Genomic DNA, 26214 nt, shown 5'->3' on the forward strand with positions numbered 1-26214 from the left:
CTTTATAAGCTTTCGGAGGAATCATGGCAGGGTCTGTCAACAAGGTCATTCTGGTCGGCAATCTGGGCGCCGATCCGGAGGTCAAGAGCTTCCAGAATGGCGGCAAGGTATGCAACCTGCGCATCGCGACGTCCGAAAGCTGGAAGGACCGGATGACCGGAGAAAAGAAAGAGCGCACCGAATGGCATACGGTCGCGATCTTTTCCGAAGGGCTGGTCGGCGTGGCTGAACGCTTCCTGCGCAAGGGCAGCAAGGTCTATATCGAAGGCCAGCTGCGCACCCGCAAATGGCAGGACCAGTCGGGTAACGACCGCTATTCGACCGAAGTCGTGTTGCAGGGCCTGGGGTCGGTGCTGACCATGCTGGACGGCGCACCGGGCGGCGGCGGTGGCCGTTCGCAGCAGGGCGTCAGCGACTGGCAGGGCGGATCGTCCGGCTTTGGCGGCGGCGACTATGACGATTTCGGCGGCGGCCAAGGCGGCGGATCAAGCGGCGGCGGCTTTGGCGGCGGTCGTTCGCAGGGCGGCGCCGGTGGCGGTTCGAGCCGCGCGGGCAGCCCCAATTTCGACAACGACCTGGACGATGAAGTACCGTTCTGAACGGCCCTGTCAGCATGAATCACAAGAGGCGGCTTCCCATGGAGGCCGCCTCTTTTATTGATCGATCCGATCGGTCCGTCTGAACGGGACGATGCGTGAGACAAAGGGCACCGGCGCGCCCATATCGATCCGCATGACAAAGCTTGAAAACGCCATCGCCGTGCCGGTTCGGCAGATCGTTCACCCCGTCGAACTGGCGATCGGCGGCGCCATCGCCCTGTCGGGACTCGCGCTGCTGATCGGGCGGTTGCTACCCGCCTTCTGACAGCAGTCGCTGCATAAGAAATTGGGCACGTACCCCAGCCTTCGCCGGGGCACTGCCTGCTTTCAGCGGGCTAGTTCTTCCGTCGCGAAAGCGCGGATATGGTCGCCCAGCCCCTCGCGCTCCAGCGCCAGCGCCAGATTGGCCTCGATATAGCCGGCCTTGGACCCGCAATCGAAGCGACGTCCCTCGAACGTGACGCCATGGAAGGCCTGCTGCCCGATCATCTGCGCCATGGCGTCGGTCAACTGGATCTCGCCGCCTGCGCCCTTTTCCTGCGTTTCCAGGATCTTCATCACTTCGGGCTGGAGAATATAGCGGCCCGGCACGATCAGGTTGGACGGCGCCGTGCCCGGCGCGGGCTTTTCGACCAGCCCCTTCACTTCCGTCAGCGCGCCATCGCGCGCGCCCGGATCGATCACGCCATAGTTGGGCGTCTGATCGGCCGGAATTTCCAGTGCGCAGACCAGATTGCCGCCCACCTTTTCATAGGCGTCGACCATCTGCTTCATGCAGCCATTGCCACTCTGCCCCTTCATGAACTCGTCGGGCAGCAGGATGGCGAAGGGTTCGTCGCCGATGATGTCGCGGGCGACCCAGATGGCATGGCCCAGGCCCAGCGGCTCCTGCTGGCGCAGGAACACGGCATGGCCGGGCGAAAGACGCGTGCCGTCTAGCGCGGACAGATCCTTCCCCCGTTCGCGCTGGGTGGCTTCCGCCTCATAGGCGATGTCGAAATAATCCTCGATCGCGCCCTTGCCGCGCCCGGTGACGAAGATCATCTGCTCGATCCCCGCCTCGCGCGCTTCGTCAACGGCATATTGGATCAGCGGACGGTCGACGACGGGCAGCAATTCCTTGGGCACCGCCTTCGTCGCGGGCAGGAAGCGCGTGCCGAGGCCCGCGACAGGGAAAATGGCTTTACGAATCGGCTTAGTCAAAGTCTGGATCCCCTTTTCGCTTGCGCGACCGGCCACTGGATCGCTGCACATGCGAGAAAGGTCAAGGGCCGCGCGCGGCGATCAGACCGCGAGCAGGCGATTGGCCACGACTTCCAGGGCTGCGATCTCGCTCTCGAGATGCTCCAGCGCAATATGCTGCAAATTGTTCCGCCCGTCGCGACAGGTGAAGCCGCCCGGTTCGGGCTGGTGGAAGCCCTGGATGATCAGCCCGCGGAAACGGTCGATCCGCTGCATGGCCCGTTCTATGTCCGCAATTTCGGTAAGGGCGCTGGCGTTGCGCCGGTCGCGCATCGCCACCATCGTGCGCAATTCGGTCATCAGCTTGTTCATGCTGGGCCGCGTCCGCGCGCCCACCGTCCGCACGTCGCCCATGGCTTCGCGCAATTGCGATATCTTCGTTTCCAGGCTTTGTTCGAGCATGGTCCAGGCGCACACCAGCCTGCCCACCGCACACAGCAACGCTGCATCTTCCGGCGTATAGTCCGAAACCGTCTTCATATTCATGTCAGAAACCAGATACACACCCACGCCCCGATACTCCCTAAGCGTGCCGAGCCTGCACGGTTAACGGGAAAAAAGGCCAGACATGCCGTCATCGCTCCTCCCGCAAGGGGCACGGATCATCGGGGGACGTGCATAATCGACGGCGAGCCGTGCGGGCGAAGGGTCAGAAATCTATCGCGATTCCCTTTCGTTCCCAGTCGCCATAGCGCACCGGGCTGAGCTCTTCCTGATGGCGCGAGGGCGCGTCGGGCGCGTCGCCCTGCGGCACCGGCGGGCTTTTGGACAGGTGCGCGGGCGGCTTCACATGCGCCGGGCGTTTGCCGTTGAACGTTCCCATGAAAGCGGCCTTTCGATTTGCGAACGGGGTCGATCCACCCCATATTCCATGAATTACCCGCTATCTGGGCCGCGAAGGAGGCAAGTGCAAGTGAACGGGATGAAGACAGCGATGCTGCTGGCGGCGCTGACGGCGCTGTTCATGGCGCTGGGCTATACGCTGGGCGGCAGCGGCGGGGCCGTCATCGCGCTGCTGGCGGCGGCGGGCATGAACCTCTTCACCTTCTGGAACGCCGACAAGATCGTGCTTCGCATGCATGACGCGCGGGAGGTCGATGCGCACAGCGCGCCCGACTTCTACAATCTGGTCCGCGACCTGGCGCAGCGCGCGCACTTGCCGATGCCGCGCGTCTATATCATCGACCAGGACGCGCCCAACGCCTTCGCCACCGGCCGCAATCCGGAAAACGCCGCCGTCGCCGCCACCAGCGGCCTGCTGGCAATGCTGAGCCGCGAGGAGGTGGCAGGCGTGATGGCGCATGAACTGGGCCATGTGAAGCATCGCGATACGCTCATCATGACGATGGTCGCCACGATCGCGGGCGCGATTGCGATGCTGGCCAATTTCGGCCTCTTCTTTCGCGGTGGCGATCGGGAGGGGCATGGCAATATGATCGCCAGCCTGATGGCGGTGATCGTCGCGCCCTTCGCCGCGATGATCGTGCAGATGGCGATCAGCCGCACCCGCGAATATGGCGCCGATCGCGCCGGGGCGGAAATCAGCGGCAATCCCCATGCGCTGGCCTCCGCCCTTGCAAAGATTGCGGGGCAGGCTGAGCGCATCCCCAATCCGGTGGCGCAGCGTAATCCGGCCACCGCGCAGCTCTATATCGTGCCGACCCATGTCAGCGAACTCTTCTCCACCCATCCCGCGACCGAAAAGCGCATCGCCGCCTTGCAGGATATGGCGGCGGACATGGGCGCGCCCATGATGACGGCCGCGCCCCGCGCATCGGCGCTTTCGCCCGTCAGCGCGCCAAAGCGCCGCCGCAGCGCGCTGGACCCGCATGGGCGCGGCTGAACCGCTCCCCCGGCCGTCTCGCACGAACGGAGGTTTCTTTTTGGCCAATTTCTCCTAGGGACGGGCGATGGCCCGCAAACCCGCAATCCGCCCCGAAGATGTCCCCGGCCTTCCCGCCCGCCGCGCGGCGCTCAAACTGCTCGATGCGGTGCTGCGCCGGGGCGATCCGCTGGAACTGGCGCTGCATGGCGCGGCGCAGGGCCTGCCCCCGCCGATCGCGCGCTGGTCCACGCCATCGCCGCCGAAACGCTGCGCCACCTGCCCGATCTCGACGCGCTGATCGACGGCGCGACCCAACAGATCCTGCCGCCCGACGCGAAGGCGCGGATGGTGCTGCGCATCGCGCTCATACAGACGCTGGTGCTCGACACCCCGGCCCATGCCGCCATCGCCACGGCGTTGCCGCTGGTCGACGGCGGGCCGCGCAAGCTGGTCCATGGCGTATTCGGCACGGTGACGCGCGGCGAACCCACGCTGCCCGTCCCCCGACCCTGCCTGCCCAAGTCGCCGAACGCTGGAGCGCGCAATGGGGCGAAGCGATGCCGCAGGCCGCCGCCCATGCCTATGCCATCCGGCCGCCGGTCGACATCAGCCTGCGCGACCCTAATGAGACAGCGAAGTGGACAGCTGAACTAAACGGCACGTCCTTCGCGCCGGGCCATGTGCGACTGCCCGACAGCGTGGCCATCCCGACCCTGCCCGGCTTTGCCGAAGGGGCCTGGTGGGTGCAGGATGTCGCCGCATCCTGCGCCGCGCGGCTGTTGGGACCGGGCGAGGGCCGCCACGTGCTGGACCTGTGCGCCGCGCCGGGCGGCAAGGCGATGCAACTGGCGGCGGCGGGCTGGCGCGTCACCGCGATCGACCAGTCAAAGAAGCGTCTGGAGCGCATGCGCGAAAATCTGGCGCGCACCGCCCTGACTGCCGATGTGCTGGCGGCGGACCTGCGCCAGTGGCAGCCGGACGCGCCGGTCGACGCGATCCTGCTCGACGCGCCCTGCACCGCGACCGGCATCTACCGCCGCCATCCCGACGTGCTGCACCGCATCGGCCCGCGCCAGATCGCCGAACTCGCCGAATTGCAGGGCGAACTGCTGGCCCGCGCCGCCGACTGGCTGAAGCCGGGTGGCCGCATCATCTACGCCACCTGTTCGCTGGAACGCGCCGAGGGCGAGGATCAGGTCGACCGCTTCCTGGCCGCACGGCCCGACTTCGCGCTGATCCCCGCCGAACCGGCCGAACTGCCGGACGGGATCGCCCCCACGCAGCAGGGCTGGCTGCGCACCCTGCCTGACACGCTGGCCGCGCAGGGCGGCGCCGACGGTTTCTTCATCGCGCGGCTTGCAAAAAGGGCGAACTAAGCCTTAACCATAAAGGACTTAGAGAGGCTCTCCCCGCGTGAAAGGTGGCCTATGCGTCCGATCGAGCCTCTTCCCCTGCACCATAGCTGGCCGCTCTACGATCTGCGCGAACATCTCGCCCCGGTCCTGCTCGATTCCAGCATCGCGCGCAACGACGCCGCGCTGGCCGAGCGGGGGCTGGGCCTGTGGCATTGCGACCTGACCGATAACAGCATCAGCTGGACCGCAGGGGTCTATGACATATTCGGGCTGGAGCGGGACAGCGACATATCCCGGCCGCTCTCCGTCTCGCTCTATGCGCCGGAGTCGCGCGACGCGATGGAGCGGCTGCGCGCCTATGCCATTCAGCACCGGCGCGGCTTCACCCTGGACGTCGACATCAACCAGATCGACGGCGCGGGCCAGTGCGCGATGCGGCTGATCGCCGCGCCGGTGCTGGACGATGACGGCGCGGTCGTGGGCCTGCATGGCGTCAAACAGTTGCTGCCGCGCGGCGCGCCCGCTTCCCGGCGGCTGGACCCCACGATTTTCGTGATGCTCTGACCCGGTCGCGCGGGTCATCGACAAAGATCGCGACTCGCCTGCAAATCTCCGTTGCCCTCGCCCCCGGCCGCGATTAAGGCGAACGGTTAATGACCCGTTCCATTCTCATCTCGCCCTCCATCCTCTCCGCCGACTTCGCCCGCCTGGGCGAAGAGGTGCGCGCCATCGACGCCGCAGGCTGCGACTGGGTGCATATCGATGTCATGGACGGCCATTTCGTGCCCAACATCACCATCGGCCCGGCCGTGGTGAAGGCGCTGCGCCCACATACGACCAAGATTTTCGACGTCCATCTGATGATCTCTCCGGTCGATCAATATCTCGAAGCCTTCGTGGCGGCCGGGTCCGACATCATCACCGTCCATCCCGAAGCCGGGCCGCACATCCACCGCACCGTCCAGCATATCAAGTCGCTGGGCGTGAAGGCGGGCGTGGTGCTGAATCCCGGCACCCCGGCCAAGATGCTCGACTATCTGATCGACGACGTCGACCTGATCCTGGTGATGAGCGTCAACCCCGGTTTCGGCGGGCAGAGCTTCATCGAGAACCAGCTGCGCAAGATCGAATCGATCCGCAAGATGATCGACAAGACTGGCCGGGACATCCACCTCCAGGTCGATGGCGGCATCGATTTCACCACCGCGCCCAAGGCGATCGACGCGGGCGCCGACGTGCTGGTGGCGGGCACCGCCACGTTCCGCGGCGGCCAGCCAGCCTATGCCGACAATATCCGGAAGCTGCGGGGCGGGTGAACGGCCCCCGGCGCATCCCGACCCGCTCCACGCCCGACGCCGCCCCGGAGACTGGCGACGATGGCATAGAGCAGGGCAAGCGGCTCATCCGCGTCGCGGATGACAAGGGGCTGTCGCTGGCGCAGAAGATTGCCAACCAATTTTATCTGCTCAGCTGGAAGACGCCGATCCACGGGCGCAAGCTGCGCGGCAAATATCCCCTGAAGCTGCTGGCGGTGCCCGACGACGAGATCGCGGGCGACGCCCGTGCCGGCGCGGCGATCCGCGCGGGCTATTTCCTGTTGCGCGGGCAGAAGGTGGCGATCGACACGCTCGATTTCGCCCGGCCATCGGTCGGCCCCGCCTTCTCGGACTATCTGCACGGCTTTCGCTGGTTGCGCGACCTGTCCAGCGCCGCGTCGCGCGAACAGGGTGCGCCGATCGCCGAAACCGTGATGCGCAAATGGCTGAGCGTCCATGCCGAAACGCCCAGCGAACCCGCGTGGCGCGCGGACAATGCGGGCTGGCGGCTGCTGTTCTGGACCGCCCATGCGCCGCTGATCCTCTCGTCCAGCGACCTGGTCTATCGCTCGCTGGTGCTCAACTGCATCGCGCGGACCGCGCGCCATCTGGACCGCAGCGCCGACAAGGCGCCGATGGGCCTGCCCCGGCTCGTCGCCTGGTGCGGGATCGTCGCCGCCGCGCTGCTGATCCCGGGCGGGGGGCCGCGCAAGCTGTTCGGCGAAGCGGGCCTCAAGCGGGCGATCGACAGCGGTTTCCACCCCGATGGCGGCATCGTGTCGCGATCCCCGCTGGCGCAGACGGAGGCGGTGATGCTGCTGTCCATGCTGCGCGCGGTCTATGACGTGCGGCGCGAACCTCCCCCGCCTGCCTGACCGAAGGGCTTGCCCGCGCGGTCCCGGCGCTGCTGGGGCTTACGCATGGCGATGGCGGCCTTGGCAGCTGGCAGGGCGCAGGCGCGATCGCGCCGGAAACCGTCGCGGCGGTGATCGCGGCCAGCCGGGTGCGCGCCCGGCCGCTGCGGCAGGCGCGCGACTGGGGCTATCAGCGGATCGCGGCCGGATCGACCGTGGTGCAGATCGACGCCGCCCCGCCACCGGTCGCACGCCTCGCCGAAGCGGGGTGCGCCTCCACTGGCGCGATCGAGATCAGCGACGGGCCGCTGCGCCTGGTCGTCAATTGCGGCGGCGCGGCGCTGGAGGGCGCATGGATACCCCGCGACCTGGCGCAGGGGCTGCGCACCACGGCCGCGCACAGCACATTGGTGCTGAGCGACAATAATTCGACCGCCTTGCTGCCCGACGGGACGCTGGGCAAGGGCGTGACCGAAGTCGAGCTGAACCGGCAGGAGCTGGACAATGGCAGTCGCCTCGACCTCTCCCACGACGGCTATGTCCGGCGCATGGGCTATGTCCACCGCCGCCTGCTGATGATGAATGGCGACGGCAAGGAAATCCGGGGCGAGGATATGCTGACTCCGGCCGAACGCCGCCGCAAGCCTGCCAAACAGCCGGTGCAGCTGCGCTTCCATCTGGCGCCCGGCGTCGAGCCGACGCTGACCGCCGACAATATGGGCGCGCTGCTGCGCATCGATCTGGGCGCACTCTGGCAGTTCCGTACCGGCGCGGGCGTATTGAGCGTCGAGGATAGCCTGTGGGTCGACGCCGACGGCCGCCCGCATCCGACCAAGCAACTGGTGGTGACGGGCGAAGCGCTGCCCGGCGGGTCGAGCATCGGCTGGATCTTCAAGCGCGTCGGGTGACGGGTAAAAGGGTGATGGCGGTCCTAAGCCCCTCCCTTTTAGGGAGGGGTTGGGGTGGGTAGTGAGCGCAGCGAACTCCAGCCCAACATAGAGTAGAGCGCCGCTTGCGCGGCGCACCCACCCCCAGCCCCTCCCTAGAAGGGAGGGGAGTAGAAGAGGCGCTGTCCGATCGACAGCCACCCCACCGCCTGTCCTATTCGCGCTGCATCTGCTCTACCCTGCGACATGAAACCGCGCTTCATTCCAAGCCATACCGCCTTTTCTGCGGCACCGTCTCTCAGGCGGCGCGTCGCAGGCGCTTTGCGGACGCCACCGCCCCCTTCTGCCCGACAACGGTGTGAACTTCGCCCTGCCATGGGATGTCGTGCCGCCTGCGCGCACGGGGCTGTATTTTTGCGCCATCCCGTCTATGGGGCTGGCGCAAAGCCGTCCTGCCCTTCGCCTGTAGAAAGCGCCCGCCTCATGACCGACTATCCCATCAAACGCGCCCTTCTGTCCGTGTCCGACAAGGCGGGCCTCGTCGAACTGGGGCAGGCACTGGGCCAGCATGGCGTCGAACTGGTGTCGACCGGCGGCACGGCGAAGGCGCTGCGCGAAGCCGGGCTTGAGGTGAAGGATATTTCCGACCTCACCGGCTTTCCCGAAATGATGGACGGCCGCGTCAAGACGCTGCACCCCAAGGTCCATGGCGGCCTGCTCGCCGTGCGGGGCAATCCGGAGCATGTCGCGTCGATGGACGAGCATGCGATCGGCGCGATCGACCTGGTGGTCGTCAACCTCTACCCCTTCGCCGCGACCGTCGCCAAGGGCGCGGAGCGCGCGGAGATCATCGAGAATATCGATATCGGCGGCCCGTCCATGGTCCGCTCCGCCGCGAAAAATCATGAGAGCGTCGCGATCGTGACCGACCCCGCCGACTATGCCCGGCTGATCGCCGAGATGGCGGAAAAGAACGGCGCGACCAGCTACGACTTCCGCCGGATGCTGGCGGCCAAGGCCTATGCCGCCACCGCCGCCTATGATTCGATGATCGCCAGCTGGTTCGCCTTCGCCGATCAGGGCGTCGCTTTCCCCGAAACGCTCGCGGTGGCAAGCACGCTCTCCACTACGCTGCGCTACGGCGAAAACCCGCACCAGTCGGCTGCGCTCTATCTGCCCACCAGCCCGTCGGCCAACGGCATCGCACAGGCCAGCCAGATCCAGGGCAAGGAACTCTCCTACAATAATTACAACGACGCCGACGCCGCGCTGGAACTGGTCAGCGAATTTCGCGACGGCCCGCCGACCGTCGTCATCGTCAAACACGCCAACCCCTGTGGCGTGGCGACCGGCGCAACGCTGATCGAAGCCTATGAAGCCGCGCTCGCCTGCGACAGCGTGTCGGCCTTCGGCGGCATCATCGCGGTCAACCGCCCGCTCGACGGCCCCACCGCCGAAGCGATCAGCGGCATCTTCACCGAAGTCGTCGCCGCGCCCGACGCAGACGACGACGCCAGGGCGATTTTTGCGAAGAAGAAGAATCTGCGCCTGCTGCTGACCGGCGACCTGCCCGATCCGGCGCGTCCCGGCTTGCAGATCAAGAGCATAGCGGGCGGCCTGCTGGTCCAGAGCCGCGACAATGGCCAGGTGACGCAAGACGCGTTGAAGGTCGTGACCAAGCGCGCGCCGACCGAGCAGGAACTCAAGGACTGCCTGTTCGCCTGGACCGTGGCCAAGCATGTGAAGTCGAACGCGATCGTCTATGCCAAGGATGGCAGCACCGCGGGCGTCGGCGCAGGCCAGATGAACCGTCTGGAATCGGCGCGCATCGCCGCGTGGAAGGCGAAGGACGCGGCTGAAAAGGCGGGCTGGGCCACCCCCCGCACGATCGGCTCGGCCGTCGCTTCCGATGCTTTCTTCCCCTTCGCCGACGGGCTGCTGGCGGCGGTGGAAGCGGGCGCCACGGCGGTGATCCAGCCGGGCGGATCGATCCGCGACGAAGACGTGATCGCCGCCGCCGACGAAGCGGGCCTGGCGATGGTCTTTACCGGCATGCGCCACTTCCGGCACTGATGACGTGATGCGGGTGCGAAGCTGATCCCTTCGCACCCGCAAAATAACGCTTTTCAGCCAATTTTTGTCAACTGGCCTCTTTTCAACAACAGCCTGTGCGCTTATTTAGAGCGGGACCCTGTTTCCACGTCAGACGCGGGGCAGACAATCAGAACAATGTTCGACAGGAGATACAGGATGACCAAGAAAACGTGGGTGGCGATGGCCGCCGCCATGACCCTTGCGCTGCCGGGCGTCGCGAGCGCCGGTAGCAACGACATGAACGTGATCGTCGACGGCCATGCCGGCACCGAAACCCGCGCCATTGCGGTGTCGGTGGCCGATCTCAACCTTGCCAGCACCAACGGCATGCGCCGCGCCGATTCGCGCGTGACCCGCGCCGCCAAGCAGGTGTGCGGCTTCGTCAACGGATCGGTCCTGCCCGTGACCGACGATTACCGCAATTGCTTCGGCAGCGCGATCGAGGGCGCACGCAGCGACCTCAACACACTGGCGCAGCGGATGAGCTGACGGCATCCGGCCGTCCCGCACAAAGATGCGTATCGAAGGGTCGCTCCACAGCCGTGGCGCGGCCCTTCGTCATGCTTACCGCCCGTTAACCACTCCTTAGAGGATTTCCTGCACTCCGGCAGGCACGAACGATCTTCCGGGGGAATAGCCTGCCATGCCGCGTACCGACCGACATGTGGATGTCGCCATCATCGGCGCTGGCCCGGCGGGTCTGACGGCCGCCTATCTGCTGACCAAGCAGGGGCTGAACGTCACGGTGATCGAAAAAGACCCGGTCTATGTCGGCGGCATCAGCCGCACGGTGGAACTGGACGGTTTTCGATTCGACATTGGCGGGCATCGCTTCTTTTCCAAGTCGCAGCAGGTCGTGGACCTGTGGAACGAGATACTGCCAGACGACTTCATCCAGCGCCCGCGGATGAGCCGCATCTATTATGAGGGCAAATATTACAGCTATCCCCTGCGCGCGTTCGAGGCCCTGTGGAACCTCGGCATCTGGCGCTCGACGCTGTGCATGGCAAGCTTCGCCAAGGCCAGGCTGCTGCCGAACCGCAACGTCCGCTCCTTCCAGGACTGGACCGTCAACGCCTTCGGCCACAAACTCTTCTCCATCTTCTTCAAGACCTACACCGAAAAAGTCTGGGGCATGCCCTGCAACGAAATGTCGGCGGACTGGGCGGCGCAGCGGATCAAGGGCCTGTCGCTGTGGAGCGCGGTGGTCGATGGCCTCAAACGCTCGCTCGGCCTCAACAAAAAGCCCAATGACGGCATGGCGACCAAGACGCTGCTGGAAACCTTCCGCTATCCGCGCCTTGGCCCCGGCATGATGTGGGAGGCCGCGCGCGACAAGGTGGTCGCTGGCGGCAACAATGTGCTGATGGCGCACAGCTTCAAGCGGCTGGAGGAGGACAAGGCGAACGGCGCATGGCGCCTGATCGCCACCGGCCCGCAAGGCGACGTCGCCATCACCGCCACCCATGTGATTTCATCTGCGCCGATGCGCGAACTGGCGGGGCGCATCCATCCCCTGCCCGACACGCTGCCCCAGGCGATGGACCTCAAATATCGCGACTTCATGACCGTGGCGCTGATGGTGAAGGGCGAGGATATCTTCCCCGACAACTGGATCTATATCCACGACAGCAAGGTACAGGTCGGCCGCATCCAGAATTTCCGCAGCTGGTCGCCCGAAATGGTGCCAGATCCTTCGCTCGCCTGCGTGGGGCTGGAATATTTCTGTTTCGAGGGGGACGGCCTCTGGTCCGCGTCCGACGCCGACCTGATCGCGCTCGCCACGCGCGAGATGGCGCAGTTGGGCCTGTGCAACCCCGAAGACGTCGTGGGCGGCGCGGTGGTGCGGCAGGAAAAGGCTTATCCGGTCTATGACGACGACTATGCCGCCAATGTGCTGGCGATGCGCAGCGAGTTGGAAGCGCGCTATCCCACGCTGCACATGGTCGGCCGCAACGGCATGCACCGTTACAATAATCAGGACCATGCGATGATGACGGCGATGCTGACCGTGCGCAACATCGTCGCGGGCGCGCGCATCCACGACGTGTGGAGCGTCAACGAGGATGCCGAATATCATGAGGCAGGCGAGGAAGGCCAGGACGCCGACGCGCAGGCGGCCCTTGCCAGCGTCCGCGCCGTGCCCTCCCGGTTGAAGGCCGCCTGACCGCCATGGCGAAGACCATCGGCGCGCTGTTGGCGCGGCTGATGTTCGCCCGTTATCTGCTGGCGAGCATCTGCGCGCTGGCGAGCGATCTCAGCCTATTCCTGACGCTCGACCATGGCGGCGCGTCCCCGGCGATCGCGACGCTGGGCGGCTATGCCATAGGCCTTGTTGTCCATTGGGTCATCAGCACCCGCTTCGTCTTCGACCTGCAAAATGGGCCGACCCATGCCCAGCGCCTGGGCTTCGTGGTCAGCGCGGCGGTCGGCATGGGCATCACATTGGCGCTGGTCACGCTGCTCAGCGCCGTTGGCATGGCCCCGGCGATCGCGAAGCTGTTGTCGGTGCCGGTCAGCTTCCTATCCGTCTATGCGATCCGCAAATATGGCATCTTTGCGCGCGCCTGACGTGCCACGCGCAGCCATGTGGGCGGCGCTGCTGTGGCTGGTGTGCAGCCTGGCGATGCTGTGGCTGTTCCGGGGTGATTTTTCCGCGCTGGCCTTTCGCGATCCCGACGATGCGATGCGGCTGGCGCAGGTCCGCGACTGGATCGGCGGGCAGGCCTTTTGGGACGTCAGCCAGCATCGGGTGAATCCGCCGGTCGGCGGCCCGATGCATTGGTCGCGGATCGTGGACATGCCGATCGCCGCGCTCATCCTGCTGCTGCGGCCGATGATCGGCGCGGCGGGGGCGGATATCATCGCCTGCGTCACCGTCCCGCTGCTGCTGCTGGGCGGCCTCACCGCCGCGCTGCTCGTCGCGGCACGGCGCGTGGCGGGCAGCGGCATCGCCCTACTCAGCGTCGCCCTGCTGCTGACCAACCCCAGCATATTGGTGCAGTTCACGCCGTTGCGGATCGACCATCATGGTTGGCAGATCGCTATGGCAGCGCTGGCGCTGTGCGGCGCGCTCGATGCGCGGGCGGTGCGGGGCGGGATCGTTGCGGGGCTGGCGCTCGCCATCTGGCTCCAGATTTCGAGCGAGGCGCTGCCCTATGCCGCACTGTTCGCCGCCACCTTCGCGCTGCGCCACTGGATGGCGCGGGATCAGGCGGGACGGTTCATCGCCTTTGCGACTGTGCTGGGCGGCGCCGCGCTGGTGCTGCTCGCCCTGCTGCATGGTCCCGACGCCTTGCTGGCGCGCCAGTGCGACGCCCTGTCCTTCGTCTATCTCTGGCCGCTGGTCGCGCTGGCCCTAGCGACGGGCGGCGCGGCCCGATTTATCGGCACCGCGACGGGCGGACGCCGTTTCCTGATCGCCGCTATCGGCGGCGGGGCGGCGTTGACGACCTTCCTTGTCACCGGCGGGCCATGCCTGTCGGGCGATCCCTTCACCGCGCTGGGGCCGCTGGCCTATAAGCTCTGGTATCTCCAGGTGATGGAAGGACGGCCGATCTGGGAACAGAGCCTGGAACTGCGGGGCGTGATCCTGTTGCCGCCGCTCCTAGGCCTCTGCACCAGCCTGATGGCGGCGCGCGCCCATCAGGGCGAAGCGCGGACGCGCTGGCTGGTGCTTGCGCTGCTGCTGGCCGGATCGACGCTGTTGGCGATGCTGGTGATGCGCGCGCTGTCGGTCGCCCATGTCTTTGCGCTGCCGGGCATCGCCTGGCTGCTGGCGCGGCTGTTCGTTCGGGTTCAGGCCTCGCGCGCCGCGCCGGTGCGGATCTTCGGATCGGTCGCGCTGGTGCTGCTGACCCCGGCCGGGCTGTCCGCGGTCTGGGTGGCGGGGACGGCGCGAACGGAACCGGCCAAAGCCGCCAGCGCCAACTGCCGCGCCGCCCACGTGCTGGCACCATTGCGGGCGCTACCGCCCGCCACGCTGTTCGCCCCGCTGGACATGGGGCCGGACATATTGGTGCAGACCCGCCATGCAGTGATCGGCACGGCGCATCATCGCAACGCCGCGGGCATCACGGCGGTGATCGCGGGCTTCGTCGACGCGCCGGACACGGCCCGCGCCGTCATAGCGCGCACCGGCGCCGCCTATGTCGTCACCTGCGACGGGCTGACCGAATATCGCCTCTATGGCCGCGAAAATCGCGTCGGGCTGGCCGCGCTGCTGGCGAAGGGAACGGTCCCGGACTGGCTGGAACCGCTGCCGGGCAAGGGGCCGCTGCGCATTTGGCGGATCAGGCGGGAATGAACTTCATCGCCACGCCGTTCATGCAGTAGCGTTTGCCGGTCGGCCTTGGCCCATCGTCGAACACATGCCCCAGATGACCGCCGCAGCGGGCGCAATGGACTTCGGTCCGCACTTCGCCCAGCCCCAGGTCGCGGCTGGTGCCCACGGCCTTGGGCAGGGGCGCCCAGAAGCTGGGCCAGCCGGTTCCGCTGTCGAACTTGGTCTTGAAACTGAACAAGGGCTGCGCGCACCCGGCGCAGGCGAACACGCCCGCGCGATGTTCATTGTTGAGCGGGCTGCTGCCGGCAAATTCAGTCGCCTGCTGGCGCAGCACCTTATAGGCCCAGGGGCTGAGCCGCTTTTTCCATTCCGCGTCGCTGAGCGTAAAGGGATAGGCCGCCTGCGCGGGTTCGGGCAGAAACTGCCAGAGGGCCAGAGCCACCGCGCCGGTCGTGACGCCACCCAGGAAATGCCGTCTATCCATCGCTTCCCTTTAGCCTCATCAGCCTGTCGCAGGCCTGAACAGGTTTTTCCACCAACTGCCGCCCGACTGCATGACATGCCGCCGGAACAGCAACACGCCCACGCGGATGATGAGCGCCACGAACGCCCCCTGCCACAGCAATGCGACCAGATGCGGCCAGATCGCCCCGTCCTGCGCCGCCCGCGCGATCATCGCGAAGGGGGAGCTGAACGGAAAGATGCAGGCGCCCAGTTCGGCGGGCGATCCCATATGATCGACGGCATAGCTGGCGAAGAAGAAGATCAGCATCTGCCCCATGGTGATCGGCATATTCAATGTCTGCACTTCGCGCACCGTCGCCGCCTGCGCGCCGATCCCCAGGAACAGCGAGCCGAGCAGCGTATAGGCCATGCCGAAATAGAGCACCGCCAGCATCAGAAAGAACGGCCAGCCCACCGCGGGCGCGGGCAAGGCGCTGCTGCTGCCGTCGTGCAGCGCCAGGAAGATCGCGAAGGCCGTGCCGCCCCAGAAGGTGATGCCGACAAAGCTCATCGCCAGCATCGCCATCAGCTTGCCCAGGAAAATCGCGTCGATCGGCACTGCGGCGGCCAGGATTTCGATGATCTTGTTGGTCTTTTCCTCGACCAGATTGGACAGGATCATGCCCGCCAGCAATATGGTGAGGAAGAACATCACCACCTGCGCCACACGCCCGATCAGCAACCGCGCCTGCGCCTGCGCGCCCAGGCTGGTCGCCACTTCCTGCCGTTCGACGGTCACGAACTGCAACGTGCGTTCGGCCATGGCGGCGGTGGAGAGCAGGCTGATATCCCCCTGCAACTTGTCCAGATCCTCCGCCTTGCCGGTCAGCACCGGACGGGCGATCGAGCCCGACAAGATCGCCACGACGGCGGAATCGGGGTGCGCCAGCTGCACACGCGGGCTGGGGGTAGACGCCACCCGGCGCAGCCTCGGCAGCGCCTGGTCGCCCATGCGCCGGGTCAGTCGGTCATGCGCCCGCTCCAGCGCGGCGGCATCGCGCGCGGACATCGCCACGCCGACGACCGGGCGCAGGTCGGTGCTGGAAATCTTGTCGCCCAGCCCCCCGAACGCCATGCCGATCAGGATCGGCAGCAACGGCCCCAGCAGGAAGAGGATGAAGGTGCGCGACAGCACGACGGCGGTGAAATCCCGCCGGGCGATGACCAGCGCGGCGCGCCACAATTCCATCATGCCGCCTCCTCCGGCGCAGGCTGCCCCTGCATCTGCTGCGCGGCGGCCGCGCCCGCGATCGCCACGAAGGCGTCGTGCAGGCCGGGCCGTTCGATCGACAGGCTCTCGATCCCCGCCTGCCCGTCCAGCAGCGCGCGCAGCAGCGGCTCTATGCCTTCGTCGGGCAGATCGAAATGCCATGTGCCGTCATTGGCGACCGTATCGGCGGGCAAGGCGCGCCGCCACGCGCCGTCGCTGATCCGGGTGCGCAACCGCACCTGCGGGCGCAGCCGGTCGCGCGCCTGAGCAGGCGTCCCCTCGAACCGGATGCGACCGCCCGCGACGATGGCGATGCGTTCGCACAAACGTTCGGCATGGGCGATGACATGGGTGGAAAAGACGATGGTCACGCCCTGACGCGCCTGCTGCCTGATCAGCGCCTCCAGCTTTTCCTGGTTGATCGCGTCCAGGCCGGAAAAGGGTTCGTCCAGCACGATCAGCCGGGGTTCGTGGATGATGGTGCCGAACAGCTGGACGGTCTGGGCCATGCCCTTGGACAATTGGCGGATCGGCTTGTCGGCCGCCGCGCCCATGCCATGCCCCTCCAGCAAGGCCCGCGCGCGCTCCCGCCCTTGCCTGAGCGGCAGGCCGCGCAGCGCCCCCATGAAGGCGATGGCCTCAAACGCCTTCATCGAGGGATAGAGGCCGCGTTCCTCGGGCAGATAGCCCACCTGCCGCGCCATGCGCAGCGGTTGCGCCTCGCCCAGCAGCGTCCGCCGCCCCTCGTCCGGGTCGATGATGCCCAGTAGCGTGCGCAGCAGCGTGGTCTTGCCCGCGCCATTGGGGCCGAGCACGCCATAGATGGTGCCCGCGGGCACGGCGATGTCGATGCCGTCGACCGCGCGGAAACTGCCGAACGTCTTGACAAGCCCCTGCCCTTCGATGGCATGGGACGCCGCCGGGAAGGGCGCTGGAAGTGGCGCTGGAACGGGCGCTGAAACAGGGGGTGGAGCCGGGGTGTCGCCGATCATCCCGTCCTGATAGTCTGGACCCATGCCCGTGGAAACCGAAACCTTGGCCCAAAGCCTGGAACAGCGCCTGAAGGCGGAAGCGATACGGCTGGGCTTTGCCGCCTGCCGCATCGCGCCTGCCGACGTCGCGCCCAAGACGGGCGAGCGGCTGCGCCAATGGCTGGACGCGGGCCATCATGGCGACATGCTGTGGATGGAGGACCGCGCCGAACAACGCGGATCGCCCAAGGGCCTGTGGCCCGACGTGCGCAGCGTCATCATGCTGGGGATGAGCTACGCGCCGGGGCGCGATCCGCTGGCGCTGGCGGAGGTGAGCGACCGGGCGCGCTTTTCGGTCTATGCGCAGGGCAAGGATTATCACGACGTCGTCAAGAAAGCGCTCAAGGCCCTAGCCCGCTGGCTCGTGGAACAGCAGGCTCTGGAAGGGCAGGCGGGCAGCCTCAAAGTCTTCGTGGATACCGCACCGGTCATGGAAAAGCCGCTGGCGCAGGGCGCGGGGCTGGGCTGGCAGGGCAAGCACAGCAATCTGGTGAGCCGGGAACATGGCAGCTGGCTGTTTCTGGGGGCCATCTATACCGAGATGGCGCTGGAGCCGGACGCTGGCGAAACCGACCATTGCGGCCGCTGCACCGCCTGCATGACCGCCTGCCCGACCGACGCCTTCCCCTCCCCCTATGTGGTCGATGCGCGGCGCTGCATCTCCTACCTCACCATCGAGCATAAGGGGCCGATTCCGGAGGATCTGCGCGCCGGGATCGGCAATCGCGTCTATGGCTGCGACGATTGCCTGGCGGTATGCCCGTGGAACAAGTTCGCCGACGCGGCGGCGGCGAACCGCGCCTTCGTCGGCCGGGCGGAACTGGCCGCGCCGGAAATCGGCGATCTGCTGGCGCTGGACGATGCCGCGTTTCGCGAGATCTTCTCCGGCTCGCCGATCAAGCGGATCGGGCGCAACCGCATGGTGCGCAACGCGGCGATCGCGGCAGGCAATAGCGGCGATGCGCGATTGCTGGGCCGTTTGCAGGCGCTGGTCGGGGACGACGATCCGGTCGTGGCGGAAGCGGCGACCTGGGCGATCGGGAAGATTTCGGGCTGAAGGCACAGGAATGTGTCCAGTCGATCGACATGGACCCTATTTTCCATCGTCACCCTGAACTTGTTTCAGGGTCCATCTATCCTCTTCGATCAAGGCACCCGGCGGCGGGATGGATGCTGAAACACGTTCAGCATGACGGATAAGGCGTGATAGCCAGCCATCATCAGCCAGATATCGGGCTGAAAGAAGACCTCGCCCCACACCTCGAATCCCCGGCATCTCCACCCCATCCTATTTGCTTCCAAAATAGGATTTCGTCTGATCTATCCTGTCGGATGAACCCGTACGCTCGCCTTTCCGCACCGTTGCGCAGCCGTGACCCGATCGTGACCCACATGTCGCTTGGCTGTCGCGTCGCCGTGACCCTAGCGGCGCGTCGGTGGTGCATCGCGCACGCTTCGGCGGCGCGTACCTGTCGCCATGCCGCCAAAAAACCGCGGGAAACGCAACCCTGCAACGGTGTGAACTTCGCGACCGTGACCCTGTCGGTCGCTTTACTTCGCCTGCAACGCGCTCGCACAGGCGGCCGGATCGACATCGCTGCCCGTGGGGCTACGCGCATCGACATGCGTCACCACCGGCTCCTTGCCGCGCGCCTGGGCGTAGAGATAGGCGTCGAGGATGCAGCGGCCATTGGCGAACTGCAATTTGCGCACCGTCGTTTCGCGGATGTCCAGCCGGGGCTGACCGAACATCTGGGTCAGCGCCCGCGCGTCCGACCCCAGCAACGGCCCCTGCTTCATGAAGGCGCTGGCGGGTGGCCCGGCGGGTGGCGGGGTATAGCCCGTCCTGGGCACCACGCCGCCACCGCAGGCGGCCAGCGGCAGGGCGAGGCAGGCGCTCCCCAGAAAACGCAGGAAGGTCATGATGATGTCTTTCGCCCAAGCAACATATGGACCGCCATAGCCGCGCTCCACACCGGCGCAAGCAGGTTGACCAGCGGAATGAGGAACATGAGCGCCGAAGCGAGGCCCATGAGCCACCGGCTGCTGCGGGATAGCGGCGGCAGCGCGGGATGACGCGGTTCCACCATGTCGGCCATGTCGCGGCCCAGCAGATAGGCGTTGAGGATCAGGAACAGGCCGATCGTGCCCACCCCCGTCACCAGCAGCAGGATATAGGCGGGCAGCGCGAGCAGGTTCCAGCCCAGCGTCCGCGTGAGCGAGGCGAAGGCGAAGCGGAGGCTGCGCGCCCAGCCGACCGGGCGGGCGGCGAGCGCGGCCTGCGGATAGCGGTCGCGCTCCACCGCTTCCACGATGTCGTCGGCGAACAGCCCCATCACCGCCATCGCGGTGGCGCGGAACAACAGCCAGCCCGCGCCGACAACCAGCAGCACGGTCGCGCCCGCTTCGGCCACACCGCCACCGCCCCAGCCGAAATGGAGCCGCAGCGCATGAAACCCCGCCCAGAGCGCGGCGGCCAAGGCGGCGAACAGCAGCAGGGTCAATATCAGCGTCTTGGCCAGCAGGCGCAGCGCCGCACCGTGGAAGATGGAGGGAAAGGCGCGCAAGGCGGCGGTCAGGACCATGGCACCGCTATCCTCCCGCCGGGGCGCAAGGTCAATCAGCGCCGTTGCATGCGGCAGCGCGGGCCGATAAAGGCGACGAAATTTTATTCCATTCCCCGATTTAAGGAAATTGCGTGACCGCTTCTGTCCCCACGCTGCCCGCCACACTAGACGTCGTCGCGATCGGCAATGCCATCGTCGACGTGCTGGCCCGCAGCGACGACGCTTTCCTGGCCGAACATACGCTGACCAAAGGCGGCATGCAGCTGATCGACGCCGCCATGGCGGAGGCCCTGTACGCCGACATGCCCCAGGCGAAGGAAATCAGCGGCGGGTCGGCCGCCAATACGCTGGCGGGCCTGGCCGCGCTCGGCAAGACATGCGGCTTCATCGGCCAGGTCAATGACGACCAGCTGGGCGCGGTCTTCGCCCATGACGTTCATGCGCTGGGCATCCGGTTCGACACGGCCGTCATGCATGGCGAGGTGCCCACCGCCCGCTGCCTGATCCTGGTGACGCCGGATGCGCAGCGCACGATGAACACCTTCCTGGGCGCGTCGCAGTTCCTGCCGAAAGCAGCGGTCGATTTCGACCTGATCCGATCGGCCAAAATCCTGTATCTGGAAGGCTATCTGTGGGACCCCGAACAGCCGCGTGCCGCGATGCGGGCGGCGATCGACGCGGCGCGGGGCGCGGGGCGCAAGGTCGCCTTCACCCTGTCGGACAATTTCGTGATCGACCGGCATCGCGCCGACTTCATCGATCTGATCGACAATGGCCAGATCGACATTCTCTTCTCGAACGAGGGCGAAATCCAGTCACTGGCGCAAGTCGATGATTTCGAAGGCGCGCTGGCCCGCTTCGCCGACAAGGTGCCGGTGCTGGTGTCGACCCGTGGCGAGCAGGGCGCCGTCGCCATCGTCGATGGCGTGCGCCACGAAGCCCCAGCCGCGCCGGTGGCGCAGATCATCGATACGACGGGCGCGGGCGACCTGTTCGCCGCCGGTTTCCTCGCCGCCCATCTCGACGGGCGCAGCGTGGAAGACGCGCTGGCGCTGGGTGCGGCGGCGGCGGCCGAAGTGATATCGCACTGGGGCGCGCGCCCGGAAGACGATCTGGGCGTGATCCGCGACGCACTGTTCGCCTGACCATATAACCTGACCATATAAAAAGCCCCGTCGCTGCGATCAGCGACGGGGCTTTTTACTGTCCTACAGCCGATGGGATCGGCTATCCCGCCTTCTGCTTGCGGAAGAGGGTGCGGTCTTCGGGACCGAAGCCCCAGCGCCAGATGACGACGCCATAGGCGCCCAATATCGCCCAGACGCCGACCACCAGTTCGACCCATTCCAGGCTGGGCGGCAAGGCGACGAAGCCCGCGCCGACGATGCAGGCGACGCCCGCCGCGCTCAGCAACGGCCAGCGCCAGGCATTGATCGGCGCATCGAGCAGGCGGGCAAGCAGCCGCGCCTTGACGAACGCCCCAACCGTCAGCGCCAGGCAGAGCGCCAGCGCAGGCGCGGCAGCGATCCACATGACCGGCATCGCCAATCGGCGCGCGACCAGAATGAGCGCAAAGCTGAAGCCCGCCTGCAACCCGATCATGACGAGGGAGATCATCAGATTGCGATGGCGGGCGATATAGACCAGCGCCGATTCGCTGACCACGGCGGTGGCGGCGACTACTTCGGCCAGCAGCAGGAAGGCCAGCGCACCGGTGCCGCCGACGAAATGCGGGCCGACCAGGCCCATCACCGCTTCGCCCGGAATGCCGAGCGCCAGCGCGATCCCCGCCTGCGCGGCGATGATCCAGAAACCGACCTGGCTGACCTGCCGGGCGATGGCGGCCAGATTATTGTCGGCCAGATTGCGGGTGATGACCGGGCCGAGGATGGGGTCGAAGCTGGTTTTCAGTTTCTGCGGCAAGGAGGCGACCTGTTGCGCGACATAATAGATGCCGATCACCGCCGGACTGACGAACAGGCCCAATATCGCCATGTCCAGCCGCCGCGATCCCCATTCGACGCCATCGGCCGCCGCCAGCGGCAGGTTGCGCCGCGCCAGCCGCCAGAGCCGCCCGAAGTCGGGCGTCCAGCCGCGCGGGCGACCATAATGGCGAACCATGGGAATGATCGACGCCACAAAGGCCGCGATCATCGATACGGCATAGGAGAGGATGAGGCCGTCGCGGGTCGAGTAGAAGGCGAAGGCGAAAGCACCGATGCTGATCGCCCAGGGTTCGATGATCGAGCGCGCCCGCACGGTCGCCCCCACGTCGAAGCGATAGGCGCAGGCGGCCAGCGCGACATCGGACCCCGCCACCGCGATCACGACCAGCGCCAGCAACCGGTCGAGGCCGTTGATGCCGCTGTTGGGGAACATCGCCTGCGGAAAGGCGATCAATATGCCTGCGCCGACCAGCGACGCCAGCATCGTCACGAATATGGCGTCGGCCACGACATGGGCATGGGGTCGTTCGGTCTGGCTGAGCGCGCCTGCAAGGCCACGCTTGAGACCCAGCGTCGCGATCTGCGCGACGAACTCCACCACCAGCACGGCATAGGCGAAACGACCCAACGCCTCGGCGCCATAGACGCGCCCGGCGATGAACAGGAAGGGCAGGCGCGCGGCGAGCCGCAGCAGAAAGCCGAATATGTTGGTCCGCCCGCCCTTGGCCAGGGCGGCGATGTCATCCTGATCCTTGGATGGGGGCGCTTGCGTCGCCAAAGAACCCTGAACCCCTTGCGTCATGATCTTTTCTATTTCTGCTGTAGGCGCAATGTGGCGACGGCGCGATGGCTTATTCGGGCCGCAGCGGCCGGGCGAGGAGCGCATCGATCACGTCGGCGAGCGGCGCCGCGTCGGCCAGCAGCGCGCACACCGCCTCCACCACCGGCATCTCGACGCCTGCGGCATGGGCGGCATCGCGCAGGACTGGCGCGGTATAGGCCCCTTCCGCCACGGTGCGGCGGTTGGCGAGCAGATCGGCGGCGGCCTGCCCTTCGCCCAGGCCCTTGCCCAGCGAGAAGTTGCGCGAATTGGTGGAGGAGCAGGTGAGGACGAGATCGCCCAGGCCCGACAGGCCGCCCAGCGTTTCCGCCCGCGCCCCCCGCGCCAGGCCGAAGCGGGTCATTTCCGCAAAGCCCCGGCTGATCAGCGCGGCGCGGGCGTTGAGGCCGAGGCCCGCCCCCTCCGCGACGCCGCAGGCGATGGCGAGCACATTCTTGACCGCACCACCGATTTCCGCGCCGATGACATCGTCGGACAGATAGGGGCGAAAGGCGGGCCGGGCGATGCGGGCGGCCAGACGCTGACCCAAGGCCCGGTCTTCGCAAGCCAAAGTGATGGCGGTCGGCAGGCCCTTGGCCACTTCATGGGCGAAGGTCGGGCCGGACAGGACGGCAATGGGCGACGTTGGCTGCGCCTGTTGCGCGACCTGCGACATCAACAGGCTGGTGCCCGCCTCGATCCCCTTGGAGCAGAGAACAAGCGGCACACCGGCGGGTGCCTGCGCCACGACGCTGCGCAGATGCTGGGCGGGGCTGACGACCAGCAGCAGGTCGCAGTCGGCAAGGTCGGCCATCGCCCCGGTCGCACGAACCGAAGGCGAAAGCATGATATTGGGCAGATAGAGCGGGTTTTCACAGGTCGCATTGATGGCGTTGACCACGTCCGGCTCCAGCGCCCAGAGCGTCACATCCTGTCCATCGCTGGCCAGCAGTTGCGCCAATGCCGTGCCCCAGGCGCCCGCGCCGATGACTCCTGCCCTCATGCCTTCACTCCTGCGCCGCGCGCCTTTTCCGCCGCCGGGTCGAGCGGCCAGCGCGGCCGGGCAGGGACGGTGAGATCGTCGATCAGCCCGACCGCATAGCGTTCCGCCCCGGCCCACGCGATCATCGCTGCATTGTCGGTGCAAAGCCACAGCGGCGGCGCGACGAAGGGCAGGCCATGGTCGGCGGCGAGCCGTTCGAGCGCGGCGCGGATCGGCTGATTGGCGGCCACGCCCCCCGCCACGACCAGCGCGGTAACGCCGTTACTGTGGCCCAACGCCTTGCGCGTACGGTCGACCAGACAGTCGATCACCGCCTGCTGGAAGGAAGCGGCGATGTCCTGCGTCGCATATCGGCCGGACTGGACGGCGCGCATCACCGCGCTTTTCAGGCCAGCGAAGGAAAAATGCGGTTCGTCGGTGTGGATGAGCGGGCGCGGCAGCGGGACGGCCCTGGGATCGCCCTGCGCTGCCGCTTTTTCGACCTGCGGACCGCCGGGATAACCGAGGCCCAGCAGCTTGGCCGTTTTGTCGAAGGCTTCGCCCGCCGCATCGTCGATGGTGGTGGCGAGGCGGGCATAGTCGCCCGGCCCTTTGACATGAAGCAGCTGGCAATGGCCGCCCGACACCAGCAGCAGAAGATAAGGGAATTGCAATGTGGGATCGGCGAGGCGCGGTGAGAGCGCATGCCCCTCCAGATGGTTGACCGCGATCAACGGCTTGCCCGCCGCATGGGCCAGCGCCTTGCCGGTGACGAGGCCGACCATGACGCCGCCGATCAGGCCCGGCCCGGCGGTGGCGGCGATCACATCCACGTCCGCCAGCGTCATCTTCGCGTCCGCCAGCGCCGCTTCGACCAGGGGGCTAAGCGCCTCCACATGCGCGCGGGCCGCGATTTCGGGCACGACGCCGCCATAGGGGCGGTGCGCTTCCTCCTGCGTGGCGAGGCGGTGCGCCAATATCCGGCCGTCGGCGCTCACCAGCGCGGCTGCGGTTTCGTCGCAGCTTGATTCCAGGCCAAGGATGATCGTCATTGTCGCTTCCATCTAAAGGTCGTGGCTATTAGAGCAAGCCGCATATGATTTTGCCCGATCGACCGTTGCGCCTCGGCACCAGAGGTTCTCCTCTCGCCCTCGCCCAGGCCCGCATGACCGCCCGCGCCCTGTGCGCTGCCCATGGCTGGGCCGACGACGCCGTGACGATCGTTACCGTCCAGACCAGCGGCGACAGGATACAGGACCGGGCGCTGGCCGACATCGGCGGCAAGGCGCTGTGGACCAAGGAACTGGACCGGGCGCTGGTCGAGGGCGAGATCGATTTCGCGGTCCACAGCATGAAGGATGTGGAGACGCTGCGGCCCGAGGCCATCCATATCGCCGCCATGCTGCCCCGCGCCGATGTGCGCGACCGGCTGGTGGGCGTGACCGATTTTGCCGCCCTGCCCGCCAACCCGATCGTCGGCACCAGCTCTCCACGCCGCGCGGCACAGGTGAAGCGATTGCGGCCCGACGCGACGATCACCCTGTTCCGGGGCAATGTCGCCACGCGCCTGGCCAAGCTGGCGGCGGGGGAGGTGCATGCGACGCTGCTGGCTGCGGCAGGGCTGGACCGGTTGGGCCAGGGGGATGTCGGCGTCCCCATCGCGATCGACGTCATGCTGCCCGCCCCGTCGCAAGGCGCGGTCGGGATCGAGACGCTGGGCGCCAACGCCGCCATGGTCGCGGCGTTGGCGGCGATCAACGATCGCGACACGAGCGACGCGGTGATGACCGAGCGCGCGGTGCTGAAGGGGCTGGGCGGCAGCTGCCATTCGCCGATCGCCGCGCTGGCGCGGGTCGAGGACGGCGGGCTGCATTTGATCGCCGAGATCATCAGCCCCGACGGACAGGAAACGGTGCGCGAGGTGGCGCGCCTCACGCGCGGGGACGACGCGGCGGCGGAAGCGGTAGGGCGCAGGTTGCTGGGGCGTGCCAGTCCTGCGCTGCGCGCGCTGTTCGACGCGTGACCCGCATCCTCATCCTGCGGCCCGAACCGGCGGCGGGCAGGACGGCGGAGAAGGCGGCCGCGCTGGGACTGGAGGTGCGGCGGCACCCGCTGTTCGCGCCGCAGCCCGTCGACTGGTCGCCGCCGACGCCCGACCGGTTCGACGCGCTGCTGCTGACCAGTGCCAATGGCGTGCGCCTGGCCGGACCGGACTTGGAGCGCTATCGTGCCCTACCCGCCTATGCCGTGGGTCAGGCGACGGCGCGGGTGTTGGAGGCGGCAGGCTTTTCTACCGTGATCGCGGGCACCAGTGACGGCTCCGAAATCGCCGCGCGGATCGCGGCGGACGGGCATCGCCGCGTGCTGCATCTGGCGGGCACGACCGTCGCGCCGATGGAAACGGGGGCGGTCGATGTGATGCGGATCGCCGTCTACAGCATGGCGACGCTGCCGCCGGACCCGGCGCTGATCGCGGATGCGACGCCCGGCACGGTGCTGCTGGTCCACTCGCCGCGCGCGGGGGAAAGGCTGGCCGAACGGATCGAAGCCACGGACCGCGCAGCGCTGTATATCGTCGCGATCAGCCCGTCGGCGCTGGCGGCCTGCGGCGTCGGCTGGGCCAGTGGTCAGGCCGCTGCATTACCGGACGATGACGAGATGCTGGCCCTCGCCGCGCGATTGTGCGAATGACGGGCA

The 26214-nt window shown here is 67.1% G+C and carries 25 protein-coding genes and 2 pseudogenes; 16 read left to right on the plus strand and 11 right to left on the minus strand.

Features of this window, described 5'->3' with window-relative positions; genetic code table 11:
* Positions 1-23: 23 nt before the first annotated feature.
* Complete coding sequence (ssb, locus tag U5A82_RS19950; protein ID WP_326292593.1) at positions 24-599, plus strand: single-stranded DNA-binding protein; 576 nt, start codon at positions 24-26, stop codon at positions 597-599.
* Between the two features lie 91 nt (positions 600-690).
* Positions 691-864, plus strand: coding sequence for a hypothetical protein (locus U5A82_RS19955; RefSeq protein WP_326292594.1), 174 nt, complete (start codon positions 691-693; stop codon positions 862-864).
* Between the two features lie 62 nt (positions 865-926).
* On the opposite strand, the gene U5A82_RS19960 is transcribed toward U5A82_RS19955, so the two are convergent.
* The 3 genes from U5A82_RS19960 to U5A82_RS19970 form a co-directional block, all read right to left on the minus strand.
* Complete coding sequence (locus U5A82_RS19960) at positions 927-1853, minus strand: UTP--glucose-1-phosphate uridylyltransferase (protein WP_326292595.1); 927 nt, start codon at positions 1851-1853, stop codon at positions 927-929.
* Positions 1854-1883: 30 nt separating this feature from the next.
* A complete protein-coding gene (locus U5A82_RS19965) occupies positions 1884-2321 on the minus strand; it encodes a hypothetical protein (RefSeq protein ID WP_326292596.1) in 438 nt (145 codons plus the stop codon).
* Positions 2322-2490: 169 nt separating this feature from the next.
* Positions 2491-2664, minus strand: coding sequence for a DUF1674 domain-containing protein (locus U5A82_RS19970; RefSeq protein ID WP_326292597.1), 174 nt, complete (start codon positions 2662-2664; stop codon positions 2491-2493).
* A gap of 90 nt (positions 2665-2754) precedes the next feature.
* Here U5A82_RS19970 and htpX point away from each other — a divergent pair, with 90 nt between their 5' ends.
* The 10 genes and pseudogenes from htpX to U5A82_RS20020 all read left to right on the plus strand — a co-directional run bounded on the left by htpX (position 2755) and on the right by U5A82_RS20020 (position 14478).
* Complete coding sequence (gene htpX / locus U5A82_RS19975; protein WP_326292598.1) at positions 2755-3684, plus strand: zinc metalloprotease HtpX; 930 nt, start codon at positions 2755-2757, stop codon at positions 3682-3684.
* A gap of 67 nt (positions 3685-3751) precedes the next feature.
* Positions 3752-5042, plus strand: a pseudogene (locus tag U5A82_RS19980) (RsmB/NOP family class I SAM-dependent RNA methyltransferase).
* Between the two features lie 51 nt (positions 5043-5093).
* Positions 5094-5585, plus strand: coding sequence for a diguanylate cyclase (locus U5A82_RS19985; RefSeq protein ID WP_326292599.1), 492 nt, complete (start codon positions 5094-5096; stop codon positions 5583-5585).
* Positions 5586-5674: 89 nt separating this feature from the next.
* Complete coding sequence (rpe, locus tag U5A82_RS19990; RefSeq protein ID WP_326292600.1) at positions 5675-6337, plus strand: ribulose-phosphate 3-epimerase; 663 nt, start codon at positions 5675-5677, stop codon at positions 6335-6337.
* Positions 6334-8099 (plus strand): annotated as a pseudogene (locus tag U5A82_RS19995) (heparinase II/III family protein). The gene rpe and the pseudogene U5A82_RS19995 overlap by 4 nt, the downstream one beginning before the upstream one ends.
* 462 nt (positions 8100-8561) lie before the next feature.
* Entirely contained in the window at positions 8562-10151 is a 1590-nt protein-coding gene (gene purH, locus U5A82_RS20000; RefSeq protein ID WP_326292601.1) for a bifunctional phosphoribosylaminoimidazolecarboxamide formyltransferase/IMP cyclohydrolase, read from the plus strand.
* A gap of 177 nt (positions 10152-10328) precedes the next feature.
* On the plus strand, positions 10329-10661 hold the full coding sequence (locus U5A82_RS20005; protein WP_326292602.1) for a UrcA family protein: 333 nt from the start codon (positions 10329-10331) through the stop codon (positions 10659-10661).
* Between the two features lie 154 nt (positions 10662-10815).
* Positions 10816-12339, plus strand: a complete 1524-nt coding sequence (locus U5A82_RS20010) for an NAD(P)/FAD-dependent oxidoreductase (protein WP_326292603.1) — start codon at positions 10816-10818, stop codon at positions 12337-12339.
* Between the two features lie 5 nt (positions 12340-12344).
* The gene (locus U5A82_RS20015; protein WP_326292604.1) at positions 12345-12743 is read left to right on the plus strand and encodes a GtrA family protein; all 399 of its coding nucleotides are present in this window, start codon (positions 12345-12347) and stop codon (positions 12741-12743) included.
* Positions 12721-14478: a hypothetical protein gene (locus U5A82_RS20020; protein ID WP_326292605.1), complete on the plus strand. Its 1758-nt coding sequence runs from the start codon at positions 12721-12723 to the stop codon at positions 14476-14478. The genes U5A82_RS20015 and U5A82_RS20020 overlap by 23 nt, the downstream gene beginning before the upstream one ends.
* Here the strand turns inward: U5A82_RS20020 and msrB are convergent.
* From msrB to U5A82_RS20035, 3 genes are read right to left on the minus strand one after another with little or no spacing between them, the layout of a single operon-like run.
* A complete protein-coding gene (gene msrB / locus U5A82_RS20025) occupies positions 14465-14941 on the minus strand; it encodes a peptide-methionine (R)-S-oxide reductase MsrB (protein WP_326292606.1) in 477 nt (158 codons plus the stop codon). The two genes, U5A82_RS20020 and msrB, sit on opposite strands and share 14 nt — an antisense overlap.
* A gap of 18 nt (positions 14942-14959) precedes the next feature.
* Positions 14960-16153 (minus strand): ABC transporter permease, encoded by a 1194-nt coding sequence (locus U5A82_RS20030; RefSeq protein ID WP_326292607.1) that lies wholly within the window; start codon positions 16151-16153, stop codon positions 14960-14962.
* Positions 16150-17163, minus strand: a complete 1014-nt coding sequence (locus U5A82_RS20035) for an ABC transporter ATP-binding protein (protein WP_442802222.1) — start codon at positions 17161-17163, stop codon at positions 16150-16152. The genes U5A82_RS20030 and U5A82_RS20035 overlap by 4 nt, the downstream gene beginning before the upstream one ends.
* A gap of 22 nt (positions 17164-17185) precedes the next feature.
* On the opposite strand from U5A82_RS20035, the gene queG reads away from it, so the two are divergent.
* Positions 17186-18259 carry a tRNA epoxyqueuosine(34) reductase QueG gene (gene queG, locus U5A82_RS20040; protein ID WP_326292609.1) on the plus strand — a complete coding sequence of 358 codons (1074 nt, stop codon included), beginning with the start codon at positions 17186-17188 and terminating at the stop codon, positions 18257-18259.
* Positions 18260-18753: 494 nt separating this feature from the next.
* Here queG and U5A82_RS20045 read toward each other — a convergent pair whose 3' ends face one another.
* Positions 18754-19125, minus strand: coding sequence for a hypothetical protein (locus tag U5A82_RS20045; RefSeq protein WP_326292610.1), 372 nt, complete (start codon positions 19123-19125; stop codon positions 18754-18756).
* Complete coding sequence (locus U5A82_RS20050) at positions 19122-19787, minus strand: EI24 domain-containing protein (RefSeq protein ID WP_326292611.1); 666 nt, start codon at positions 19785-19787, stop codon at positions 19122-19124. Before U5A82_RS20050 ends, U5A82_RS20045 begins: the two co-directional genes overlap by 4 nt.
* Before the next feature lie 113 nt (positions 19788-19900).
* Between U5A82_RS20050 and U5A82_RS20055 the strand changes: the two genes are divergently transcribed.
* Positions 19901-20914 (plus strand): adenosine kinase, encoded by a 1014-nt coding sequence (locus U5A82_RS20055; protein ID WP_326292612.1) that lies wholly within the window; start codon positions 19901-19903, stop codon positions 20912-20914.
* Between the two features lie 82 nt (positions 20915-20996).
* On the opposite strand, the gene U5A82_RS20060 is transcribed toward U5A82_RS20055, so the two are convergent.
* From U5A82_RS20060 to tsaD, 3 genes are read right to left on the minus strand one after another with little or no spacing between them, the layout of a single operon-like run.
* Entirely contained in the window at positions 20997-22517 is a 1521-nt protein-coding gene (locus U5A82_RS20060; protein WP_326292613.1) for a lipopolysaccharide biosynthesis protein, read from the minus strand.
* A 49-nt stretch (positions 22518-22566) separates the two neighbouring features.
* Positions 22567-23538 carry an NAD(P)H-dependent glycerol-3-phosphate dehydrogenase gene (locus U5A82_RS20065; protein ID WP_326292614.1) on the minus strand — a complete coding sequence of 324 codons (972 nt, stop codon included), beginning with the start codon at positions 23536-23538 and terminating at the stop codon, positions 22567-22569.
* Entirely contained in the window at positions 23535-24569 is a 1035-nt protein-coding gene (gene tsaD / locus U5A82_RS20070) for a tRNA (adenosine(37)-N6)-threonylcarbamoyltransferase complex transferase subunit TsaD (RefSeq protein ID WP_326292615.1), read from the minus strand. The genes U5A82_RS20065 and tsaD overlap by 4 nt, the downstream gene beginning before the upstream one ends.
* Before the next feature lie 44 nt (positions 24570-24613).
* On the opposite strand from tsaD, the gene hemC reads away from it, so the two are divergent.
* Positions 24614-25540: a hydroxymethylbilane synthase gene (hemC, locus tag U5A82_RS20075; protein WP_326292616.1), complete on the plus strand. Its 927-nt coding sequence runs from the start codon at positions 24614-24616 to the stop codon at positions 25538-25540.
* Positions 25537-26208, plus strand: a complete 672-nt coding sequence (locus U5A82_RS20080; protein ID WP_326292617.1) for a uroporphyrinogen-III synthase — start codon at positions 25537-25539, stop codon at positions 26206-26208. The genes hemC and U5A82_RS20080 overlap by 4 nt, the downstream gene beginning before the upstream one ends.
* Positions 26209-26214: the final 6 nt, after the last annotated feature.

Origin of the sequence: Sphingobium sp. CR2-8 (genome assembly GCF_035818615.1) — a bacterium.
In the GTDB taxonomy this organism is placed as follows: domain Bacteria; phylum Pseudomonadota; class Alphaproteobacteria; order Sphingomonadales; family Sphingomonadaceae; genus Sphingobium.